This window comes from Pseudomonas sp. NS1(2017), assembly GCF_002269425.1.
Lineage (GTDB): Bacteria > Pseudomonadota > Gammaproteobacteria > Pseudomonadales > Pseudomonadaceae > Aquipseudomonas > Aquipseudomonas reactans.
Genome location: NZ_CP022960.1, coordinates 6,545,290 through 6,566,372 on the forward strand (window position 1 = coordinate 6,545,290; position 21,083 = coordinate 6,566,372).

Annotated in this window: 19 protein-coding genes; 8 read left to right on the plus strand and 11 right to left on the minus strand. The window is 60.6% G+C overall.

Features of this window, described 5'->3' with window-relative positions; all coding sequences use genetic code 11:
• The first annotated feature begins 193 nt into the window (after positions 1-193).
• On the plus strand, positions 194-1,054 hold the full coding sequence (locus CI807_RS30475; RefSeq protein WP_174890969.1) for a MurR/RpiR family transcriptional regulator: 861 nt from the start codon (positions 194-196) through the stop codon (positions 1,052-1,054).
• Positions 1,055-1,123: 69 nt separating this feature from the next.
• Here the strand turns inward: CI807_RS30475 and CI807_RS30480 are convergent, their stop codons facing one another.
• The 10 genes from CI807_RS30480 to CI807_RS30525 all read right to left on the minus strand — a co-directional run bounded on the left by CI807_RS30480 (position 1,124) and on the right by CI807_RS30525 (position 12,355).
• Positions 1,124-1,969 (minus strand): D-hexose-6-phosphate mutarotase, encoded by an 846-nt coding sequence (locus tag CI807_RS30480; protein ID WP_095017400.1) that lies wholly within the window; start codon positions 1,967-1,969, stop codon positions 1,124-1,126.
• A gap of 101 nt (positions 1,970-2,070) precedes the next feature.
• Positions 2,071-3,417: a carbohydrate porin gene (locus CI807_RS30485; RefSeq protein ID WP_095017401.1), complete on the minus strand. Its 1,347-nt coding sequence runs from the start codon at positions 3,415-3,417 to the stop codon at positions 2,071-2,073.
• A gap of 200 nt (positions 3,418-3,617) precedes the next feature.
• A complete protein-coding gene (locus CI807_RS30490) occupies positions 3,618-4,778 on the minus strand; it encodes an ABC transporter ATP-binding protein (RefSeq protein ID WP_095017402.1) in 1,161 nt (386 codons plus the stop codon).
• 2 nt (positions 4,779-4,780) lie between these two features.
• Complete coding sequence (locus CI807_RS30495) at positions 4,781-5,626, minus strand: carbohydrate ABC transporter permease (RefSeq protein ID WP_016975397.1); 846 nt, start codon at positions 5,624-5,626, stop codon at positions 4,781-4,783.
• Positions 5,619-6,527: a carbohydrate ABC transporter permease gene (locus CI807_RS30500; RefSeq protein WP_033896325.1), complete on the minus strand. Its 909-nt coding sequence runs from the start codon at positions 6,525-6,527 to the stop codon at positions 5,619-5,621. Before CI807_RS30500 ends, CI807_RS30495 begins: the two co-directional genes overlap by 8 nt.
• Positions 6,528-6,685: 158 nt before the next feature.
• Entirely contained in the window at positions 6,686-7,972 is a 1,287-nt protein-coding gene (locus CI807_RS30505; protein ID WP_095017403.1) for an ABC transporter substrate-binding protein, read from the minus strand.
• Between the two features lie 104 nt (positions 7,973-8,076).
• Entirely contained in the window at positions 8,077-9,336 is a 1,260-nt protein-coding gene (locus CI807_RS30510; protein ID WP_095017404.1) for an AGE family epimerase/isomerase, read from the minus strand.
• 114 nt (positions 9,337-9,450) lie between these two features.
• Positions 9,451-10,296 (minus strand): ATPase, encoded by an 846-nt coding sequence (locus tag CI807_RS30515; RefSeq protein ID WP_095017405.1) that lies wholly within the window; start codon positions 10,294-10,296, stop codon positions 9,451-9,453.
• Between the two features lie 114 nt (positions 10,297-10,410).
• Positions 10,411-11,409 carry an NAD(P)-dependent oxidoreductase gene (locus CI807_RS30520; protein ID WP_095017406.1) on the minus strand — a complete coding sequence of 333 codons (999 nt, stop codon included), beginning with the start codon at positions 11,407-11,409 and terminating at the stop codon, positions 10,411-10,413.
• 52 nt (positions 11,410-11,461) lie between these two features.
• Entirely contained in the window at positions 11,462-12,355 is an 894-nt protein-coding gene (locus CI807_RS30525; protein ID WP_016975403.1) for a LysR family transcriptional regulator ArgP, read from the minus strand.
• Positions 12,356-12,453: 98 nt separating this feature from the next.
• Between CI807_RS30525 and CI807_RS30530 the strand changes: the two genes are divergently transcribed.
• The 7 genes from CI807_RS30530 (at position 12,454) to CI807_RS30560 (ending at position 20,023) form a co-directional block, all read left to right on the plus strand.
• Positions 12,454-12,855, plus strand: coding sequence for an ACT domain-containing protein (locus CI807_RS30530; RefSeq protein ID WP_095017407.1), 402 nt, complete (start codon positions 12,454-12,456; stop codon positions 12,853-12,855).
• Positions 12,856-12,860: 5 nt separating this feature from the next.
• Positions 12,861-13,460 (plus strand): LysE/ArgO family amino acid transporter, encoded by a 600-nt coding sequence (locus tag CI807_RS30535; RefSeq protein WP_095017408.1) that lies wholly within the window; start codon positions 12,861-12,863, stop codon positions 13,458-13,460.
• Positions 13,461-13,638: 178 nt separating this feature from the next.
• Positions 13,639-14,235: a superoxide dismutase gene (locus CI807_RS30540; protein ID WP_003175739.1), complete on the plus strand. Its 597-nt coding sequence runs from the start codon at positions 13,639-13,641 to the stop codon at positions 14,233-14,235.
• Between the two features lie 157 nt (positions 14,236-14,392).
• Positions 14,393-14,575 carry a hypothetical protein gene (locus tag CI807_RS30545; protein WP_095017409.1) on the plus strand — a complete coding sequence of 61 codons (183 nt, stop codon included), beginning with the start codon at positions 14,393-14,395 and terminating at the stop codon, positions 14,573-14,575.
• Between the two features lie 226 nt (positions 14,576-14,801).
• Positions 14,802-16,853 (plus strand): bifunctional diguanylate cyclase/phosphodiesterase, encoded by a 2,052-nt coding sequence (locus CI807_RS30550; protein WP_095017410.1) that lies wholly within the window; start codon positions 14,802-14,804, stop codon positions 16,851-16,853.
• Positions 16,854-16,980: 127 nt separating this feature from the next.
• Positions 16,981-18,324, plus strand: a complete 1,344-nt coding sequence (locus tag CI807_RS30555) for an imelysin family protein (RefSeq protein ID WP_095017411.1) — start codon at positions 16,981-16,983, stop codon at positions 18,322-18,324.
• 244 nt (positions 18,325-18,568) lie between these two features.
• Positions 18,569-20,023 carry a TrkH family potassium uptake protein gene (locus CI807_RS30560; RefSeq protein WP_028617711.1) on the plus strand — a complete coding sequence of 485 codons (1,455 nt, stop codon included), beginning with the start codon at positions 18,569-18,571 and terminating at the stop codon, positions 20,021-20,023.
• Here CI807_RS30560 and CI807_RS30565 read toward each other — a convergent pair.
• A complete protein-coding gene (locus CI807_RS30565; protein ID WP_095017412.1) occupies positions 19,980-21,038 on the minus strand; it encodes an AraC family transcriptional regulator in 1,059 nt (352 codons plus the stop codon). The two genes, CI807_RS30560 and CI807_RS30565, sit on opposite strands and share 44 nt — an antisense overlap.
• Positions 21,039-21,083 lie beyond the last annotated feature (45 nt).

Consider the following 21,083-nt stretch of genomic DNA (forward strand, 5'->3'; position numbering starts at 1 on the left):
GCTACAAATACCTTTTTTCAAGGCATCACTCAAGGAAAAATGTAGTAATAACCACAACATTTTCCCGAAATACGCATTCCGAGTGGTGGTGTTCAGCTACCCTCAGTAGGATAGGCCACCGCAAAAGGCCACTCGTCGATTGGTTGCCACCCTAATTTGCATCGTCGCCCGAAGGAAAGACTGAATGGACCGCGTGCGAAATCTTCTGGAACAGATCCAGAACCGCCTCGAAGAATTGAACAAGGCCGAGCGCAAAGTCGCCGAAGTCATCCTGCTCAACCCACAGCAGGCCACCCGCTTCTCGATCGCTGCCCTCGCCCAGGCCGCTTCGGTCAGTGAACCGACGGTCAACCGTTTCTGCCGTTCGTTCGGCGTGAGCGGCTACCCTGAACTGAAATTGCAGCTGGCGCAAAGCCTGGCCAGTGGTGCCGCGTACGTCAGCCGTGCGGTGGAGGCCGATGATAACCCTGAGGCCTACACCCAGAAGATCTTTGGCAGCGCCATTGCATCGCTGGACAGTGCTTGCCAGGCACTGGATCCGAACCTGATCAGCAAGGCCGTGGACCTGTTGATCCAGGCGCGGCAGATCCACTTCTTCGGCCTGGGCGCTTCGGCCCCGGTGGCGATGGATGCCCTGCACAAGTTCTTCCGCTTCAACCTGGCGGTGACCGCCCACGCCGACGTGCTGATGCAGCGCATGATCGCCTCGGTGGCCCATACGGGCGAGTTGTTCGTGATCATTTCCTATACCGGGCGTACCCGTGAGTTGGTTGAAGTGGCGCGCATCGCACGTGGGAATGGCGCATCCGTACTGGGCGTGACCGCCGAGAACTCACCGCTGGCCAAGGCCAGTACGGTGAGCCTGAACATTCCGTTGCCGGAAGACACAGACATCTACATGCCGATGACCTCGCGGATCATCCAACTGACGGTGCTGGATGTGCTGGCGACCGGTATGACCTTGCGTCGTGGCGTGGATTTCCAGCCGCATTTGCGCAAGATCAAAGAGAGCTTGAATGACAGCCGGTATCCGGTGGGGGATGAGTTCAACTAGGCCTGCCTTTGTGTTGGCTGTACTGACCTCTTCGGGGGCTTGCCCCCGATGAGGCCAGCAACCACACCGCTAAGCCCCAGCCCTGGCCTGCAAACTCAAATGCGCCCGCTCCCCCGGCGCCAGGCTGGCCCCGGCCATCGCCGACTCCACGCACACAAAACCCGACGCCTCGTTGAAACTCACGCCCAACAGTGGCCGGCTGCCTGGGTGCCACACCACCGTGTCGGCGCTGTCGCCCGTATCAATGCACAATTCACGCTGCCAGGCGTGGTCCTTGAGCTGTAATTCGCCTTCGTGCTGGAACACCCGCTGGCACCCACCCTCCACCCGCAACTCGCCTTCCTGCTGGCAAACCTGGCGATTGAGCTGGTCGTAACCTTGCGCGCCCTCAAGCCCAGACAGCGCTACCTCATCAACGTGACCAATACGCCAGTAAGCATGCAAAGCGTGGCTCAACTGGCACGGCAGCTCGTCCTGATGCTCGGTGCTCAAGCGCAATTCCAGGGTCTCGCCCAGGTGCGCATGCAGGTCGACTTGCCAGTCGCATAGCTGCAGTTGCCAGTGCAGGCGTACGCCGTCGTCGTCGGTGCTGCTGTCGAGCAGTTTCCAGTCGATCAGCCGCGCCCAGCCATGGGAAGGCCAGGCATTCTCGCTCGGGTGACGGCCATACCATGGCCAGCACACTGGCACGCCACCACGGATGGCGCCGACTTGTGGCCACTTGGCCGCACACCACAGCCAAGGTTTCTGGCCGGTAGGCTGAAAGTGCAGCAATTGCGCGCCCTGGCGACTGAACACCGCCTGGCACAGCGGATGGTCGATCACCAACACGTCACGCATCTGGAAGCGTTCCCAGGCGAACACCGGACGCTCGCGCAGAGATTTGAAAAAGCGTTGCAGCGGTTGCTCATGCATGTGCCACAGTCCTGAATGTCTTCACGGTGCCGCCCAAAAAAAGCGGGTAGCCATGGCTACCCGCAAAATGCGCACAGAGAGGAGGAGCTTATCGCAAAGCGTTAGAACGTAGACTGAATTTTCAGGCCCGCTACCAGTGCATTGTCGACTTCTTTTACACCGCCCGGATTCTTGACGTATTGCAGGTTGGGACGCACGGTCAGCCAGTTGGTGACGTGGAAGCCGTAGTTCAGTTCGACGTTGTACTCAGTGTTACGCAGCGGTGCGAAACCCAACTGGTCATAATCAGTGAAGCCCTTGGCCGCGTTCAACAGTTCGGCGTTTTTCTTCACGTCACTGTTGGCGTGGATACGGGAGATACCGATACCGACGTCATCCTTCGCACGCGCGTCGAATGGGCCTTTGTACACCAGCATCAGCGACTGGTAGTTGTCGACCGTGTTGGTTTCCTTGTCGTGGAAGGTGGCGTTGGCCGCGATGTTCAGGCCGCGGGAAGCGTCGCCGTTATGCGTGGTGAGTTGCTGTTGGGCAACGAACCAGTAGCCTTTCTTGCTGCTGCGGGTACGGTAAGCTGCGCCAGTGGTCGCTGCATCGTTGCCGTTGATGTCTTCACGAACGTCCGAAGCATCGGCGGCGCTTTTGTAGTAGCCCACACGGTATTCGCCCGGCAGGTTGTTGACCTTCGGCGACCAGACCAATTCCACCGGAATCACGGTGCCCTTGGTGCCACTGCCGCTGAGTTTGAAGCCGTTGCCGTGCTCCAGCTGCGATGGGTTCTGGTTGTACGCACCGATTTGCGCATACAGCTCAGGCGTGATGTTGTACTTCACGCGGATCGCGGCCTGGCTGACGGGCCAGTTGTACCAGGTGTTTACATAGTTACCCACTTGCGAGCCGCAGAACGACAGATTCTGGAAGTCGCACGGGAAGGTGTTGAAGTCTTCGCCTTCGCCGAAGTAACCGAGTTTCACGTCCAGCTTGTTGTCGAACATCTGGTGCTGGATCCAGAACTGGGTCAGACGCACCATGTGGCCACGACCGTAGACTTCTTGAGACGAGCTCAAGGTGCCGGCACGCGGGTCGCCAATGCGGTCATTGGAGATGTTCTGGCCATTCCGGCTGGTCAGTTGGATCTTGGCCTGGGTGTTATCCCAGCCCCACAGCTTTTGCAGGTCGAGTGCCACGCCCAGACCAAACTGGTCAGCATAACGACCGGTTTTGTCGTCGTTGTAGCCGCCGTGGGCGTTGTAGCCCGCTTCCCCAACGTAGTCAGCCTTGATGTCGATACCTTGCTCGATCAGCTTGGTACGCTCGCCACCCCAGTCGCCGGTCATCCACTTCGAATCAGCACTGAATGCATCGGCCGCCATCGCATTGGCGGACAGAACCAGGGCTGCTGCAGCTGACATTTGGCAGATCAGCCGAGTGTTGTTGTGTTGCTTTTTCATCCCTACATCCTCGTCTTTATTGTTATTAAACTGTTTTTATCTAACGCGGTTTACTTTTTTTATCTAAAACAACAACTTAAATCCAAATTACTACCCTGTAGGAGCGAGCTTGCTCGCGAAGAACTCAAGGCCACCGCTTTCGTCCAGAAAGCGCGCGTCATCGTTAACGACCTTCGCGAGCAAGCTCGCTCCTACCTGCTTCATCGGCCTTTGAATTGGGCCACATTGTCGGCATGCCCCTGTGCGGGCAATGAAGAAGCAGTGCCCAGTCGCTCGCCGGTGTTGGCGTCGAACAGCAATACCTTGGAAGGATCGAATTGCAGGGTCAGGGTCTCGCCCACCTGCGGTGCCACGTCGGGTGCCAGGCGGCAGCAGACCTTGGTGTCATTCAGTTGCACGAACACCAGGGTGTCCGGGCCGGTCGGCTCGGTCACCTGCACTTCGGCACGGATGCTCGACGCACTGTCGCCCTCGCCCGAGGCCAACATGATTTGCTCCGGACGCAAGCCCAGGATCACGTCACGGTCTTCAAGGCCGGCATCGTTCGTGTTCAGCGCCAGCTCGCAACGGGCCTGGCCGCTGTCGAGCAAGGCCACCAGGCGACCGTCCTTGCGTTGCAGGCGCAGCGGCACAAAGTTCATCGGCGGCGAACCGATGAAGCTCGCCACGAACTGGTTGGCCGGGTTGTTATAGATCTCTTTCGGGGTGCCGAACTGCTGGATGATGCCGTCCTTCATCACCGCTACCTTGTCACCCAGGGTCATCGCTTCGATCTGGTCGTGGGTCACGTAGACCGTGGTGGTCTTGAGACGCTGGTGCATCAGCTTCATTTCGGTACGCATCTCGACACGCAGCTTGGCGTCGAGGTTGGACAACGGTTCGTCGAACAGGTAGATCTTCGGCCGACGCGCCAGGGCACGGCCCATGGCCACGCGCTGTTGCTGGCCGCCAGAGAGCTGGCCTGGCTTGCGGTTGAGCAGGTGTTCGATCTGCAACAGCTTGGCCACGCGCGCCACTTCGGCGTCGATATCGGCCTGGGGCATCTTGCGGATCTTGAGGCCGAACTCGATGTTCTCGCGCACGCTCATGGTCGGGTACAGCGCGTAGGACTGGAACACCATGGCGATGTCACGGTCCTTGGGGCTCATGCCGCTCACGTCCTGGTCGCCGATCATGATCGCGCCACCGGTGATGGTCTCAAGACCGGCGATGCAGTTCATCAGCGTGGATTTGCCGCACCCCGAAGGGCCGACCAGGATCAGGAATTCGCCTTCCTTGATCGACAGTTCGATGTTCTTCAAGGTGTCGGGCAGGCCGGCGCCATAGGTCTTGTTTACATTGCGAAGTTCAAGCGTAGCCATGATTACCCCTTGACCGCGCCGGCCGTGAGGCCGCGCACGAAATACTTGCCTGCGATCACATAGACCAGCAGGGTCGGCAGCCCGGCGATCATCGCCGCCGCCATATCCACGTTATATTCCTTGGCCCCGGTGCTGGTGTTGACCAGGTTGTTCAGCGCCACCGTGATGGGCTGGGAGTCACCACTGGAGAACACCACGCCGAACAGGAAGTCGTTCCAGATCTGGGTGAACTGCCAGATCAGGCAGACCATGATGATCGGGGTCGACATCGGCAGAATGATCTGACGGAAGATGGTGAAGAAACCTGCACCGTCCAAACGCGCGGCCTTGATCAGCGCATCCGGAATGCTCACGTAGTAGTTACGGAAGAACAGCGTGGTGAACGCCAGGCCGTAGACCACGTGCACAAACACCAGGCCGGTGGTGGTGCTGGCCAGGCCCATCTTGCCGAGGGTGAACGACGCCGGCAGCAGCACGGTCTGGAACGGCAGGAAGCAGCCGAACAACAGCAGGCCGAAGAACAGCTGCGAGCCTTTGAAGCGCCAGAACGACAGCACATAACCGTTCAATGCACCGATGGCGGTGGAGATCAGTACGGCCGGAACGGTGATCTTGATCGAGTTCCAGAAGTAACCGTCTACCGTGGCCCAGGCCTTGACCCAGCCGATGCCGGTGACCACGGTCGGCCAGCTCAGCAGGTTGCCGGAGCTGATGTCTTCCGGGGTCTTGAAGCTGGTGAGCAGCATCACCACCAGCGGCACCAGGTACAGCAGCACGGCGAGGATCAGCACCGCGTAGATCGCGATGCGACTCAGGCTGATGGGTGATTTGGAGGCGAGACTAGTCATTACGTTTGGTCCTCAGCTCGGAGTAGAGGTAAGGCACGATGATCGCGAGGATCGCACCGAGCATCAGGATGGCACTGGCCGAACCCATGCCCATCTGGCCACGGCTGAAGGTGAACGAGTACATGAACATCGCCGGCAGGTCGGACGAGTAGCCCGGGCCGCCAGCCGTCATCGCTGCTACCAGGTCGAAGCTCTTGATCGCAATGTGCGCCAGGATCATCACCGCACTGAAGAACACCGGACGCAGGCTGGGCAACACCACGCTCCAGTAGATGCGCGGCAGGCTCGCGCCATCGATCTGTGCAGCACGCACGATGGATTGATCGACACCGCGCAGGCCAGCCAGGAACATCGCCATGATAAAGCCCGAGGCTTGCCAGACGGCAGCGATCACCAGGCAGTAGACCACGCGATCCGGGTCGATCAGCCAGTCGAGACGGAAACCTTCCCAGCCCCAGTCACGCAGGAGTTTGTCCAGGCCCATGCCTGGGTTGAGCAGCCATTTCCAGGCCGTACCGGTGACGATCATCGAGAGCGCCATCGGGTACAGGTAAATGGTGCGGATAAAGCCTTCGCGACGGATTTTCTGGTCGAGGAAGATCGCCAGGGTTACGCCGATAACCAGCGTGATACCGATGAACATCCCGCCAAACACGGCCAGGTTCTTGCTCGCTACCCACCAGCGGTCGTTGTCGAACAACCGCGCGTATTGCGCAAGGCCCGCCCATTTGTAGGTGGGCAGGAATGTGGAATTGGTGAACGACAGCACAAACGTCCACAGGATGTAGCCGTAGAAGCCCACCAGCACGATGAACATGCTGGGCGCCAGCACCAGTTTGGGTAGCCAGCGCTGCAGTGCATCGAACGGCGAGGCTTTGCTGAACACAGCAACAGAACTCATGGGAAAATCCAGTACAGGGAAAAAGGACTAGCAGATGAACCGCCCCCTGTAGGAGCGAGCTTGCTCGCGAAGGACTTCAACGATAACGCGTGCATACAGGATGAACGCGGTGATCTTGAGTTTTTCGCGAGCAAGCTCGCTCCTACAGATGGGTTGTGTTACTTGGCAGACTTGATCGCAGCGCCCAACTTCTTGGCGGTGTCGGCCGGGTCGGCTTTCGGGTCGTTGATGTAGTTGGTCACGACATCAAAGAACGCACCTTGCACCGCCAGGGTAGTGGCCATGTTGTGCGCCATGCTTGGCTGCAGGCCGCCGGTCTTGGCGTCTGCCAGGAAGTCCTTGGCTGCGGTCTGGGCGCAGGAGTCGAAGCCATAGGAATCCATTTTGTTCAGCATGTCGTTGCGAACAGGGATCGACCCCTTGTTGATGCTGAACACTTTCTGGAAGTTTTCACCCAGTACGACTTTGGCAATGTCCTGCTGGCCAGCAGCGGTGCCTTTGTCTTTCTGCTTGAACACCGCCAGGGAGTCGATGTTGTAGGTGAAGGCTTTGTCGGTGCCAGGGAAAGCTACGCACTCGTAGTCCTTGCCGGCGACTTTCTTGGCCGCGGTCCATTCGGACTTGGCCCAGTCACCCATGATCTGCATGCCGGCCTTGCCGTTGATGACCTTGCCCGCTTCGAGGTTCCAGTCCTGGCCTTTACCGTCGACGTCCATGTAGGTCGCGACTTTCTTCAGTTCGGTCAGCGACTTGACCATTTCCGGACCGGTCAGCGCAGCGTTATCCAGGTCAACCAGGGCTTTCTTGTAGCCATCGGCACCCATCACCGACAACACGACCGCTTCGAACACGGTGCTGTCCTGCCAAGGCTGGCCACCGTGAGCGAGCGGAATGAAGCCCGCGGCTTTCAGCTTGTCGCCGGCTGCGTAGAATTCTTCGAGGGTGGTCGGGTTCTTGGTGATACCGGCTTTCTTGAAGACTTCCGGGTTGATCCACAGCCAGTTCACGCGGTGGATGTTGACCGGTACGGCGACGTAGTCACCTTCGTACTTCACGGTGTCGGAGACTTTCTTGTCGAGCAGGGAGTCCCACTTCTCTTCTTTGGCGACGTCTTTGAGCACGTCGGTGTCGAGCAGGCCGGTGGACGCCCATTCCTGAATGTCAGGGCCTTTGATCTGGGCAACACCGGGCGGGTTGCCGGCGACCGCGCGGCTTTTCAGCACGGTCATGGCGGTGGCGCCACCGCCACCTGCGACGGCGCCGTCTTTCCAGACGAAGCCATCTTTCTCAACTTGGGCCTTCAGGACATCTACGGCCGCCTTCTCACCGCCCGAGGTCCACCAATGCACAACTTCAACCGTCCCTTTCGAGTCGGCGGCAAATGCACTGAGGGGAAACAACGAGGCAATGGAAATAGCAACGGCGAGGCGATTAATCGCGTTCATCTGAGTACCTTTTCTTGTTGTTATGCATGCAAGTCTTAGGCTTGCGCTGCACGGAGTTTAAACATGGATTTTTCAGGCGCAGGTAACAAAGGGATGCACAAATGTCACCAACTGGTGACATAGCGCCCAGCCCCGATGGCACTGGCCATGCTTGGCGCCAGCGGCAGCGCAGGCAGCAATACCGCTTGCCAGGCATGGTACAGGTCCGGCTTGCCACCCCAGATATTGCTGCTGGGTTGGTTGTGTGGACTGAGTTCGTGGTGCCAACTGCCGTGGAGACGGTCGATGAAGTGGGTTTCGCAGAACTCCCAGAAACGCCGGTACCAGGTTTCGTAGTGCAACTCGCCGGTGCGTTTGAGCAAGGCCTGGGCTGCGGCGCTGGCTTCGGCGTGGGTCCAGTGCAGGCGTTCGCGCACCACCGGGCGCTGGTTCCAGTCGAGGGTGTAGACAATGCCAGGGGCACCATCCACGGACCAGGCGTATTCGCAGGCGCTGGCGAACAGGCCTTTGGCGTCGGTCACCAGCCACTCGGGGGTGGCGAGCCCGGCTTGCAAGCGCGCGGCTTCCAGGTGCAACACCAGTCGCGCCCACTCAAAACCGTGGCCGGGGGTGATGCCGTAGGGGCGGAAGCCGTCGGCGGGGTTGTCTTCGTTGTAACCGAGCAAAGGTTGCCAGTGCGTGTCGAAATGTTCGATCACCATGAACTGGTTGCCCGCCGCGTGGATGTGGATAACCCGCTCGACGATGCGCAACGCCCGGTCCAGCCAGCGAGTATCGCCGGTCACATCGGCCAGCGCGAGGAAGGCTTCGGTGGCGTGCATGTTGCTGTTGGCGCCGCGATAGGCTTCAACGCCGCTCCAGTCCTGGGCGAACGATTCGAGCATTACGCCCTCCTCCTCGCTCCAGAAAAACTGGTCGATGATATGGACGGCGTCGGTCAGAAGAGTGTGCGCGCCGGGCGCGCCAGCCACCACCGCCGAGCTGGCGGCCAGGGCAACAAACGCATGCAGGTAGGCGGCCTTGCCACGGTTGCCATCGAGGGCGTGGGGCGTGGCAAACCAGCCACCGTGTTCACTGTCACGCAGCGGGCCACTGAGGGCAGCAACGCCATGTGCAACCAGATCGGCATATCCCGGCAAACCCAGGGCGTGAGCCATGGCGAAGCTGTGGGTCATGCGGGCGGTGTTCATGGTTTCGGCGTGAGCATCGGCTGGCAATTGGCCTTTGTCGTCCAGGTTGCCAAAGCCGTCGGGCAGTCGGGACGCCTTGGCAAATGCCAGCAGGCGCTGGCCTTCTGCGGCGAGCCAGGCGTGATGGGCAGGCGCGTTCAGCCAACTGCTGGCAGGCAGTGGTTGCGTGGTCATGGGTAGCCCTTATTGTTTTTTGTGGGATGACCGGAGTCTAAACAAGGGCGCGGTGACGGCAAGTAACGAAGGGGATGGGAAATGTCACCAAGCGGTGACATTTCCGTTACACCCTTATTGGCCGAGAGGGGTGATCTTCGCCGGCGCGTTAAGTTGCTGGTTCAGATTCTGCACCTGGCTTTGCAACGTGGTGATGTTGCGCGTGGTCTGGATGCGGAACACGTCGAACTCTTTATTGGTCGGTGCATCGCTATTGGCCGGCTGGTTCTCCTGGGCGCTCTTGAGCACCACAAGGTCCTGCTCTATACGGGCGATGGCGGCACTCGGGTTGCCCTGTTTCTTCAAGGCGGCCACGTCAGCGGAAAGCTCCTTGATTTCAGTATCACGCTTGCCGACATCACCTTGCGACGCTTTAAGTGTCGCCACGGCGTCGGTCAACGCCTGGACCTGGCCCTGCAGCTTGCTGTTGGCATTGGACAGGTCGGTGGTGCTGGCGGTCATTTGCGCCAGACGCTTATCCAACTCGGTGGCTTGTCCGGCCACGCCGACTTGCTGCTTGCCCTGCTCCAGCAACTGGCTTTCAAGTTGCTTGATCTGCAGTTTCAGCGCTTCGCTGCCGTTGTTGACGCTGGCCTCGCTGGCCACCACCTTGCCGGAAATGTCCTGCAGGCGCCCCGCCGCTTCCTCGCTGATGCGCGCGAAGCTTTCCTGGGTAGCCACCAACTGCTGGCCCATCAGGGAGATCTGCTGGAAGCTCCACCAGGCCAGGCCCGCAAAGGCGATCAGCAGCGCGCCGATCAAGGCCCACAATGGCCCGGTGCTGGCGCTCTTGACCTTGACCACCTGGGGGTTGCGCGAGCGCACCGAGGTGGCTGGGGTGGATTCGAAATCATCGTCATCCCCGACATCGGCCCGCAGGCTGGGAACGTTGTCGAAGTCGTCTTTAGCATCGTTGCGCATGTATCAACCCTGAATCGGTGAAGTGGCTAGCGACGGGAGTATAAACCGCGTTCCCGGCGCACTGATCGACCCGGAACGCCAGATTCGGTTCCCGAAGTGTTGCCGCTTGTGTGCTTACTTGAACCCCGGGTCCTGGGCTTTCCACCAACTGCAAAACTCGTCGAGGGCGGTCCACAGGCTGACTTTGGGCTCATAGTCCAGATAATGCCTGGCGCGGCTGATGTCGAGGGTGAAATCTTTGTTCATCACTTGCATGCCCAGGCGCGACAGTGACGGTTCCGGACGCCCGGGCCACATCGCACAAAACGCTTCGTTGAGCGCCGCCACGCTGTAGGACAAACCGTAGGACCGGTAGCGCGTCACCTGGGGCAGTTGCATTTGACGCATCACATAATTCACCACATCCCACACGGGCACCGGCGCACCGTTGCTGATGTTGTAGGCCCGGCCCAGCGCGGAGCCCGGCGCGAGCAAACTGCTGAGCAGCGCTTCGTTGAGGTTGTGCACGCTGGTGAAATCGACCTTGTTCAGGCCGTCGCCGACGATGGCCAGGCGGTTCTTGCGCTGCATGTTCAGCAGGCGCGGGAAAATGCTCATGTCGCCGGCGCCCGTGACGAATCGCGGGCGCAAGGCAATCACTTCGAGGCCAAACTCCTGGGCACCGAACACCTTCTGCTCGGCCAGGTATTTGGTGGCGGCATAAGGGTGCTTGAAGCGCTTTGGCACTTGCTCTTCGGTCAGGCCCAGGTGGTCGCGACCGTCGAAGTAAATGGAGGGCGACGACAGGTGCACCAAACGCCCGACGTGCTGCTTGAGGCAGGCCTCGACGACGTTTTCGGTGACCAGCACGTTGCCTTGGTAAAAGTCCTGATACTTGCCCCACAAGCCGACGGCACCGGCGCAATGCACCACGGCTTCGACGTCGCGGCACAGGTGGCGCACCAGGTCGGCGTCATTCAGATCACCCTGGATAAACTCGGCGCCGCGCCTGACCAGGTGCTCCACACCTTCGGCACGTCGCCCGTTGACCCGCACGTCCAGGCCCTGCTCCAGGGCGAAACGCGCAAAGCGTCCGCCAATGAAGCCGCTTGCGCCGGTGACCAGAATCTTCATGTATTACCCCATGTTCTTTCGTTTTTCATCGCTGTTGCCTTGACGCGCGCCATCACTCCAACGGCACCAACCATTGACCACAGGCCTGGGCCAGATGGTCGGTCAGCAAGCCCAACAGTTGCCCGCCACTGCGCCAATGATGCCAGTACAACGGCACATCGATGGGCTTATCTGGCAATAACTCGACCAATATGCCCTTTTCCAGCTGGTCGCGAACCTGCAATTCCGGCACCAGCCCCCAGCCCAGGCCCGCCTCTGTCAGGCGGATAAAGCCTTCGGACGATGGGCATAAATGATGCTCGAAACCGCCGTCCACACCGAGGGAGGCCAGGTAGCGGTGCTGCAGGAAATCATCCGGCCCGAACACCAATGCCGGGGTGCGCGCCAGTTGATCCGCACGTACGCCCTGGGGAAAATGCCGGGCGATAAACGCCGGGCTGGCCAGCGCCCGATAGCGCATGGCGCCCAGCAACAAGCTGCGCGCGCCCGCCACCGGACGCTCGCTGGCGCAGATACAAGCCGCTACCTCACCCGCGCGCATGCGTTTGAGGCCGACGGTCTGGTCTTCCACCACCAGGTCCAGCAGCAGGTGCTGTTCGGCGCAAAAGCCACTGACGGCCTCGGCCCACCAGGTGGCAAGGCTGTCGGCGTTCAACGCGATGCGCAGGCGCTCAGGCATACCTTCCTCATCCAGCGCCGGCACCTGGCTTTGCAGGTCACGCTCCAGCAAGCGCACCTGTTGCACATGGTTGAGCAGGCGCCGGCCGATATCGGTGGGCGTCGGCGGTGTGGCCCGTACCAGTACCGGCTGGCCAATACGTGCCTCCAGCAACTTGATGCGTTGGGAGATTGCCGATTGCGACAGTCCCAGCACTTGGGCGGCGCGTTCAAAGCCTGCCTGTTCCACCACGGCCGCCAGGGCAGAGAGCAATTTATAGTCGAACATCAGTTTCTCTAATGAGCGATCAGCAATATTGGTTTTTCTTATACAGCCTGCCCCCTGAGAATAGCCAGCATCGCGTCTCTCTTTATAAGGAACCCCACATGGCTGGCGAAACCGCCCTGGCAACCCTGCTGCGCAGCATGAGCCCCCAGCTCAATGACGGCGACTATGTGTTCTGCACCGTGCCCGACAACCGCATCCCTGCCGGCTGCGAAGTGATCGGCAGCTTTCGCGAGCAGGAAGGCCTGACCCTGATCGTTGAACGCCAACACGCGGAACAGGCCGGCCTGGCATTTGACTACGTCGCCGCGTGGATCACCTTGAACGTGCATTCGGCCCTGGAAGCCGTGGGCCTCACCGCCGCCTTCGCCAGTGCGCTGGGCCAGGCCGGCATCAGTTGCAATGTGATTGCCGGCTATTACCACGACCACCTGTTCGTCGGGCGTACCGATGCCGAGCGCGCTCTGCAGGTGTTGCGGCAACTGGCAGCAGACGCGGAGTAAACGCTATGTGGCAGAGTTATCTGAATGGTTTGCTGGTGGCGCTGGGCCTGATCATGGCCATTGGCACTCAGAATGCCTTTGTACTGGCGCAGAGCCTGCGTCGTGAACATCACCTGCCAGTAGCCGCGCTGTGCGTGGTGTGTGATGCCCTGTTGGTGGCCGCCGGGGTGTTCGGCCTGGCGACGGTGCTGGCGCAAAGCCCGGTGCTGCTGGCGGTGGCCCGCTGGGGCGGCGCGGCGTTCCTGATCTGGTACGGCGCGTGTGCACTGCGCCGGGCGTTTTCGAAACAAAGCCTGGACCAAGGTGACAATCTCAAGGTGCGCTCACTGCGCGCGGTGATGCTGAGCGCACTGGCCGTGACCCTGCTCAACCCGCACGTGTACCTGGACACCGTGTTGCTGATCGGCTCACTCGGCGCCCAACAGACCGAGCCCGGCGCCTACGTGGCCGGTGCCGCCAGCGCGTCGTTCCTGTGGTTCGCCACCCTGGCACTCGGCGCGGCGTGGCTGGCACCCTGGCTGGCACGCCCGGCTACCTGGCGTTTGCTGGACCTGTTGGTGGCCGTAATGATGTTCAGCGTGGCCTATCAACTGATCAGCGCCTGAGGAATATTCCAAAACGCTCTGGAACCTCTATCCCACACAGTTGTTGCGTGGTTTTGCCGCACCCCCGGTGCTATGATCCGGACCCTGCGCCGCAAAGAGTACAAACTCCCCGGCGCTTGTTTGGCCGCCCGTGATCGGCCTTGCGCTCACCGCAACTGACCTGATTAGGAGAATCATCATGGCTTTCGAATTGCCGCCGCTGCCCTACGCACACGATGCCCTGCAGCCGCACATCTCCAAGGAAACCTTGGAATATCACCACGACAAGCACCACAACACCTACGTCGTGAACCTGAACAACCTGGTGCCAGGCACCGAGTTCGAAGGCAAGACCCTGGAAGAGATCGTCAAATCCTCTTCGGGCGGCATCTTCAACAACGCCGCTCAGGTCTGGAACCACACCTTCTACTGGAACTGCCTGGCGCCAAACGCCGGTGGTCAACCAACCGGCGCGCTGGCTGAAGCCATCAACGCTGCGTTCGGTTCGTTCGACAAGTTCAAGGAAGAGTTCACCAAGACGTCCGTCGGCACCTTCGGTTCCGGTTGGGGCTGGCTGGTGAAAAAGGCTGACGGTTCCCTGGCCCTGGCCAGCACCATCGGCGCCGGCAACCCGCTGACCAACGGCGACACCCCGCTGCTGACCTGCGACGTCTGGGAACACGCCTACTACATCGACTACCGCAACGTGCGTCCAAAGTACGTGGAAGCGTTCTGGAACCTGGTCAACTGGAAGTTCGTGGCTGAGCAGTTCGAAGGCAAGACCTTCACTGCCTAAGCAACGCTTGCAGTAGTAGAAAGAGCCCGGCGAATGCCGGGTTTTTTTATGCGCGTCATTTCACACGGCGAGCGAAGAATCATGGAACCCATCCTGGAAACATCTCCACTCAAGTCGCGGGAGGAATAAACCTCTTAATCAAATGTGGAGAATCACTATGGATCCTATTTCGTTGGCGGCAGGCGCAGTCCCCATGGTTTCGGGCCTTCTTGATAAAGGCATGGATCTGATAAAGGGTGGCATGGACCTGGCAGGCAAACTGCTGAACAAGTTTCCTGACGCAGCACAAAAACCAGGAGATACCGGGGTGCAGTCACAAGCTCAGATTACTTACGACTGACTCCGGGCACCTCACCCTGGAAGGCCGGCCCGCCCGGCCTTCTAAACAACCTGGCCTTAGCGCCTTGGCGCCCTCTGACACGCACCGCCCCTTCTTGATCCCTCCCAAACCCCTCGCGCCAAAAACTCAATTGAGCCTATCCCCCAATGTCCCTTTGACTGCCCTCACCAGATTGCCAATACTCATGGCATATTGAGGCTACCCGCATGGAACAAGGAATGACCCTTTGAAGCTGGAACTCAAGAACAGCTTGTCGGTGAAGTTGCTACGGGTTGTGCTGCTGTCGGCATTGATCGTGGGCGTGGCGCTGAGCGTGGCGCAGATCGTTTTCGATGCCTACAAGACGCGCCAGGCCGTGGCCGGCGATGCCCAGCGCATCCTCGACATGTTTCGCGACCCCTCGACCCAGGCCGTCTACAGCCTGGACCGCGAGATGGGCATGCAAGTGATTGAGGGCCTGTTCCAGGATGACGCGGTGCGCATGGCGTCCATCGGCCATCCCAACGAAACCATGCTCGCCGAAAAAAGCCGCGCCCTGCAGCAATCGCCGAGCCGTTGGCTGACCGACCTGATTCTCGGCCAGGAACGCACGTTCACCACCGCATTGGTCGGCAAAGGCCCCTACAGCGAGTATTACGGTGATCTGAGCATCACCCTCGACACGGCCACCTACGGCAAGGGGTTTATTGTCAGCTCGGTGATCATCTTTATTTCCGGGGTGTTGCGCGCCCTGGCGATGGGCCTGGTGCTGTACCTCGTCTATCACTGGCTACTGACCAAGCCGCTGTCGCGGATCATCGAGCACCTGACCTCAATCAACCCGGACCGCCCCAGCGAACACAAGATCCCGCAGCTCAAGGGTCACGAGCGCAACGAGCTGGGGCTGTGGATCAATACCGCCAACCAGTTGCTCGAATCTATCGAACGCAATACCCACCTGCGCCATGAAGCCGAAAGCAGCCTGCTGCGCATGGCCCAGTACGATTTCCTGACAGGTCTGCCGAACCGCCAGAAGCTGCAGGAGCAACTGGATAAGATCCTCATCGACGCCGGCCGCCGCCAACGCCGGGTGGCCGTGTTGTGCGTAGGGCTGGATGACTTCAAAAGCGTCAACGAGCAGTTCACCTACCAGGCCGGCGACAAACTGCTGCTGGCCCTGGCCGATCGTTTGCGCGCTCACAGCGGACGCCTCGGCGCCCTGGCCCGGCTGGGCGGCGACCAGTTCGCCCTGGTGCAGGCCGATATCGACCAGCCCTACGAGGCCGCCGAACTGGCGCAAAGCATCCTGGATGACCTGGAAGCGGAGTTTGCCCTGGAACATGAAGGAATCCGCCTGCGAGCCACCATCGGCATCACCCTGTTCCCGGAAGACGGCGACAGCACTGAAAAGCTGCTGCAGAAAGCCGAACAGACCATGACCCTGGCCAAAACCCGTTCGCGCAACCGCTATCAGTTCTACATCGCCAGCGTCGACAGCGAAATGCGCCGTCGCCGTGAGCTGGAAAAAGACCTGCGCGACGCCCTCAGCCGCGACCAGTTCCACCTGGTGTACCAACCGCAGATCAGCTACCGCGATCACCATGTGGTCGGCGTGGAAGCGCTGATCCGCTGGCAGCACCCGGAACACGGCCTGGTGCCGCCGGATCTGTTTATCCCCTTGGCCGAGCAGAACGGCACCATCATCCCGATTGGCGAATGGGTGCTGGATCAGGCCTGCCGGCAGTTGCGCGAATGGCATGACCTGGGCTTCACCGAGCTGCGCATGGCGGTCAACCTGTCCACCGTGCAGTTGCACCACACCGAGTTGCCGCGGGTGGTCAACAACCTGATGCAAATCTACCGCCTGCCGCCGCGCAGCCTGGAACTGGAAGTCACCGAGACCGGCCTGATGGAAGACATCAGCACCGCCGCCCAGCACCTGCTGAGCCTGCGCCGTTCCGGGGCATTGATTGCGATTGATGACTTCGGCACCGGCTACTCATCCCTCAGCTATCTAAAAAGCCTGCCACTGGACAAGATCAAGATCGACAAGAGCTTCGTGCAGGACCTGCTGGATGATGATGATGACGCCACCATTGTGCGGGCGATCATCCAACTGGGCAAAAGCCTGGGCATGCAAGTGATCGCCGAAGGCGTGGAAACCGCTGAGCAGGAGGCCTACATCATCTCCGAAGGCTGCCATGAAGGTCAGGGTTACCACTACAGCAAACCCTTGCCGGCCCGGGAGCTGGCGGCTTTTTTGAAGCAGTCGCAGCGCAATAACGCGATGATTCTCTGACATGGCAAAACGATACTGAATATTTCCCGCGTATAACCCTTTACACAAAATGCAAATCTTTCGCATTATGTCGCAGTTTTTGCGCTCCCCCGCGCGCCCCATCAACAACCGAAGCAGGATGTTCGCCATGATTCGTATGCCCCTGGCCACCGCCAGTCTGCTGGCCATTGCCATTTCTCTCGCCGGTTGCGGCGAAGGTAAAGACAAGGCCGCCGCGCCCCAGGCGCCGACCCCGGCTGCCAGCACTACCGCTCCAGCGGCTGCCACGCCTGCCGGCCAGGTCGACGAAGCCGCCGCCAAGGCCGTGGTCGCGCATTACGCTGACATGGTGTTCGCGGTCTACAGCGATGCCGAGTCCACCGCGAAAACCCTGCAAACCGCGATCGACGCATTCCTCGCCAAACCGAACGACGAAACCCTGAAAGTCGCGCGCACCGCCTGGATCGCCGCCCGCGTTCCTTACCTGCAAAGTGAAGTGTTCCGCTTCGGCAACACCATCATCGACGACTGGGAAGGCCAGGTGAACGCATGGCCGCTGGACGAAGGCCTGATCGACTACGTCGACAAGTCCTACGAACACGCCTTGGGTAACCCAGGCGCCACCGCAAACATCATCGCCAACAACGAAATCCAGGTCGGCGAAGACAAGGTCGACGTGAAAGACATCACCCCGGAAAAACTCGCCAGCCTCAACGAGCTGGGCGGTTCCGAGGCCAACGTCGCCACCGGCTACCACGCTATCGAATTCCTGCTCTGGGGCCAGGACCTGAACGGCACCGGCCCAGGCGCCGGCAACCGTCCTGCGTCGGACTACCTGACCGGCGACGGCGCCACCGGCGGCCACAACGAACGTCGCCGCGCCTACCTGAGCGCTGTGACCCAACTGCTGGTCAGCGACCTGGAAGAAATGGTCGGCAACTGGAAACCCAACGTCGAAGACAACTACCGCGCCACCCTGGAGGCAGAACCTGCCACCGACGGCCTGCGCAAAATGCTGTTCGGCATGGGCAGCCTGTCCCTGGGCGAACTGGCCGGTGAGCGCATGAAGGTTTCCCTGGAAGCCAACTCGCCGGAAGACGAGCAGGACTGCTTCAGCGACAACACCCACAACTCGCACTTCTACGACGCCAAGGGCATCCGCAACGTCTACCTGGGCGAGTACACCCGCGTCGACGGCACCAAAATGACCGGCGCCAGCCTGTCGTCCCTGGTGGCCAAGGCCGACCCGGCAGCCGACACCGCACTGAAAGCGGACCTGGCGGCCACCGAAGCGAAGATTCAGGTCATGGTTGACCACGCGGGCAAAGGTGAGCACTACGACCAATTGATCGCTGCCGGTAACGATGCCGGTAACCAGATCGTGCGTGACGCCATCGCGGCACTGGTCAAGCAGACCGGTTCGATCGAAGCGGCGGCGGGCAAGCTGGGCATCAGCGACCTGAACCCGGACAGCGCTGATCACGAATTCTGATCAGTACAGTGTTGAAAAGGCGGCCTTCGGGTCGCCTTTTTTATGCCTGCCATCCCCTCCCCTGTAGGAGCTGGCTTGCCAGCGATGGTCGTGAACGATGACGCGGGAAATCGGGGAGACGCGGCGCCTGTAGGTTTTTCGCCGGCAAGCCGGCTCCTACAGGGTCTGCGGATACCACGCCCTCGGTTTACAAGACCTGCACCGCAGGTAGAATGGCGCCACCTCAAACATCCGAGCGAATTTCATGGCGTTGCCGACCCTGCGCATCATCGGTTTCATCATCGGCATCTTCCTGATCACCCTCGCGATCGCGATGGTCGTGCCCATGGCCACCCTGGTGATCTTCGAACGCACCAGCGACCTGCCGTCGTTCCTGTGGGCCAGCATGATCACTTTTATCGCCGGCCTGGCCCTGGTGATTCCCGGCCGTCCCGAGCATGTGCACCTGCGCCCGCGGGACATGTACCTGCTGACCGTGACAAGCTGGGTGGTGGTGTGCATCTTCGCCGCGCTGCCATTCCTGCTGACCCAGCACATCAGCTACACCGATTCGTTTTTTGAAAGCATGTCAGGCATCACCGCCACCGGCTCCACGGTGCTGAGCGGCCTGGACGCGATGTCGCCGGGTATCCTAATGTGGCGTTCGCTGCTGCACTGGCTGGGCGGTATCGGCTTTATCGGCATGGCAGTAGCGATCCTGCCGCTGCTGCGCATCGGTGGCATGCGCCTGTTCCAGACCGAGTCCTCGGACCGCTCGGAAAAGGTCATGCCCCGCTCGCACATGGTGGCGCGGCTGATCGTGGCGGCCTACGTGGGCATCACCATCCTCGGCAGCCTGGCGTTCTGGTGGGCCGGCATGGGCTTGTTCGATGCGATCAACCACGCGATGTCGGCGATCTCCACGGGCGGGTTCTCCACCTCCGATGAGTCCCTGGCGCACTGGAAACAACCGGCGGTGCACTGGGTGGCGGTGGTGGTGATGATCCTCGGCAGCTTGCCGTTCACCCTGTATGTGGCCACGTTGCGCGGCAACCGTCGGGCGCTGATCAAGGACCAACAGGTTCAAGGCCTGCTCGGTTTGTTGATCGTGACCTGGCTGGTGCTCGGCACCTGGTACTGGTGGACCACCAACCTGCACTGGCTGGACGCACTGCGTCATGTGGCGCTGAACGTCACGTCAGTGGTGACGACCACGGGGTTTGCACTGGGGGACTACAGCCTCTGGGGCAATTTCTCCCTGATGCTGTTCTTCTACCTCGGTTTTATCGGCGGCTGCTCGGGCTCCACGGCGGGCGGGATCAAGATCTTCCGGTTCCAGGTCGCCTATATCCTGCTCAAGGCCAACTTGAACCAGCTGATTCACCCACGTGCGGTGATCAAGCAGAAGTACAACGGCCACCGTCTCGACGAAGAGATCGTACGCTCGATCCTGACCTTTTCGTTCTTCTTCGCCATCACCATCTGCGCCATTGCCCTGGCCTTGTCGCTGCTCGGCCTGGACTGGATGACTGCCTTGACCGGTGCCGCGAGTACCGTCTCGGGCGTGGGCCCGGGCCTGGGCGAAACCATTGGCCCGGCGGGTAATTTCGCCAGCCTGCCGGATGCGGCCAAGTGGATCCTGTCGCTGGGCATGCTGCTCGGCCGACTGGAGATCATTACGGTCTTTGTTCTGTGCATTCCGGCGTTTTGGCGCCACTGACGCCCGACACTTCCAGCAACCGCGCCCGGTATTCGCCGGGCGTGGCATCAAACCAGCGTCGAAACGCGCGGAAGAAGTTGCTCGGGTCGGCAAAGCCCAGGAGGTAGGCAATTTCCAGCAGGGTCATGCTGGGTTGCGCCAGATATTGCTCGGCCAGTTCGCGACGGGTGTCATCAAGCAGGGTCTGGAAGCTGGTGCCCTCCTCCTGCAAGCGACGCTGCAAAGTGCGCTGGGACAAGTGCAGCGTCTGGGCTACCACTTCACGCTTGGGCTCGCCCTGGGGCAACAGGCGGCACAACACCTGCCGCGCCTTGTGGGTCACGCGGCTTTCCGAGAAACGCGCCAGGTATTCACCGGCAAAGCGGTCATGCAGCAGGGCCATGGCTTCATTGGCCGTGGGCAGCGGAGCGTCCATGTCGGCCCGTTCGAAAATCAGCGCGTCATAGGGCGCATTGAACTCCAGCGGCGCATGGAAAGCTTGTTTGTACGGGGCCAGGTCCACCGGTTGCTCACCTTGCAGCACCACTTTGCGCGGCTGCAGCGTGCGGCCGGTCAGCCAGCCGCACAGGGCCAAGGCACTGGCCAGCGAGGCTTCGGCACTTTGCCGGGTGGGCGGCAGGTGGTCACCGTGTACCGTCAGAATCAGTGCATAACCTTCGGGGATCAGCCGGAAACTCAGGTCGGCACTCTCGGCGATAATCCGCTGGTAGCGCACCAGGCGCATGAAGCCTTCGGCGAGGGTATTGCTGGACATCAGCGCATAACCGGCCACATGAAACGACGCCGGGCGCACCACTTTGCCCATGTTCAGGCCGATCGCCGGGTTGCCCGACAGCTCCACCGCCCGCTGCCACAGGCGGGTCATGGAATCCTGCGGGAACCGCGCATCGGGATCGTTCAGGGCGGCGTAGTCGAGGCCGAGCTGCTTGAACAAGGCGCGGCAATCCAGGCCGTCCATTTCCAATGCCTTGACTATCCCCATCGCCCAGCTTGCAGAAGTTGTTCGTTCGCTCATGGCGTCTTCTTAATAAAGCAGGCTCAAACGGCAGCCAGGAAGCCA

Excerpts from the sequence above, each read along its gene's own strand:
- CI807_RS30505 (WP_095017403.1), bottom strand. The coding sequence starts at position 7,972 with ATGAACGCGATTAATCGCCTCGCCGTTGCTATTTCCATTGCCTCGTTG.
- CI807_RS30530 (WP_095017407.1), top strand. The coding sequence starts at position 12,454 with ATGGCTGGCGAAACCGCCCTGGCAACCCTGCTGCGCAGCATGAGCCCC.
- CI807_RS30525 (WP_016975403.1), bottom strand. The coding sequence starts at position 12,355 with ATGTTCGACTATAAATTGCTCTCTGCCCTGGCGGCCGTGGTGGAACAG.
- CI807_RS30540 (WP_003175739.1), top strand. The coding sequence starts at position 13,639 with ATGGCTTTCGAATTGCCGCCGCTGCCCTACGCACACGATGCCCTGCAG.
- CI807_RS30495 (WP_016975397.1), bottom strand. The coding sequence starts at position 5,626 with ATGACTAGTCTCGCCTCCAAATCACCCATCAGCCTGAGTCGCATCGCG.
- CI807_RS30510 (WP_095017404.1), bottom strand. The coding sequence starts at position 9,336 with ATGACCACGCAACCACTGCCTGCCAGCAGTTGGCTGAACGCGCCTGCC.
- CI807_RS30485 (WP_095017401.1), bottom strand. The coding sequence starts at position 3,417 with ATGAAAAAGCAACACAACAACACTCGGCTGATCTGCCAAATGTCAGCT.
- CI807_RS30560 (WP_028617711.1), top strand. The coding sequence starts at position 18,569 with ATGGCGTTGCCGACCCTGCGCATCATCGGTTTCATCATCGGCATCTTC.
- CI807_RS30515 (WP_095017405.1), bottom strand. The coding sequence starts at position 10,296 with ATGCGCAACGATGCTAAAGACGACTTCGACAACGTTCCCAGCCTGCGG.
- CI807_RS30535 (WP_095017408.1), top strand. The coding sequence starts at position 12,861 with ATGTGGCAGAGTTATCTGAATGGTTTGCTGGTGGCGCTGGGCCTGATC.
- CI807_RS30480 (WP_095017400.1), bottom strand. The coding sequence starts at position 1,969 with ATGCATGAGCAACCGCTGCAACGCTTTTTCAAATCTCTGCGCGAGCGT.
- CI807_RS30500 (WP_033896325.1), bottom strand. The coding sequence starts at position 6,527 with ATGAGTTCTGTTGCTGTGTTCAGCAAAGCCTCGCCGTTCGATGCACTG.
- CI807_RS30565 (WP_095017412.1), bottom strand. The coding sequence starts at position 21,038 with ATGAGCGAACGAACAACTTCTGCAAGCTGGGCGATGGGGATAGTCAAG.
- CI807_RS30490 (WP_095017402.1), bottom strand. The coding sequence starts at position 4,778 with ATGGCTACGCTTGAACTTCGCAATGTAAACAAGACCTATGGCGCCGGC.
- CI807_RS30520 (WP_095017406.1), bottom strand. The coding sequence starts at position 11,409 with ATGAAGATTCTGGTCACCGGCGCAAGCGGCTTCATTGGCGGACGCTTT.
- CI807_RS30545 (WP_095017409.1), top strand. The coding sequence starts at position 14,393 with ATGGATCCTATTTCGTTGGCGGCAGGCGCAGTCCCCATGGTTTCGGGC.
- CI807_RS30555 (WP_095017411.1), top strand. The coding sequence starts at position 16,981 with ATGATTCGTATGCCCCTGGCCACCGCCAGTCTGCTGGCCATTGCCATT.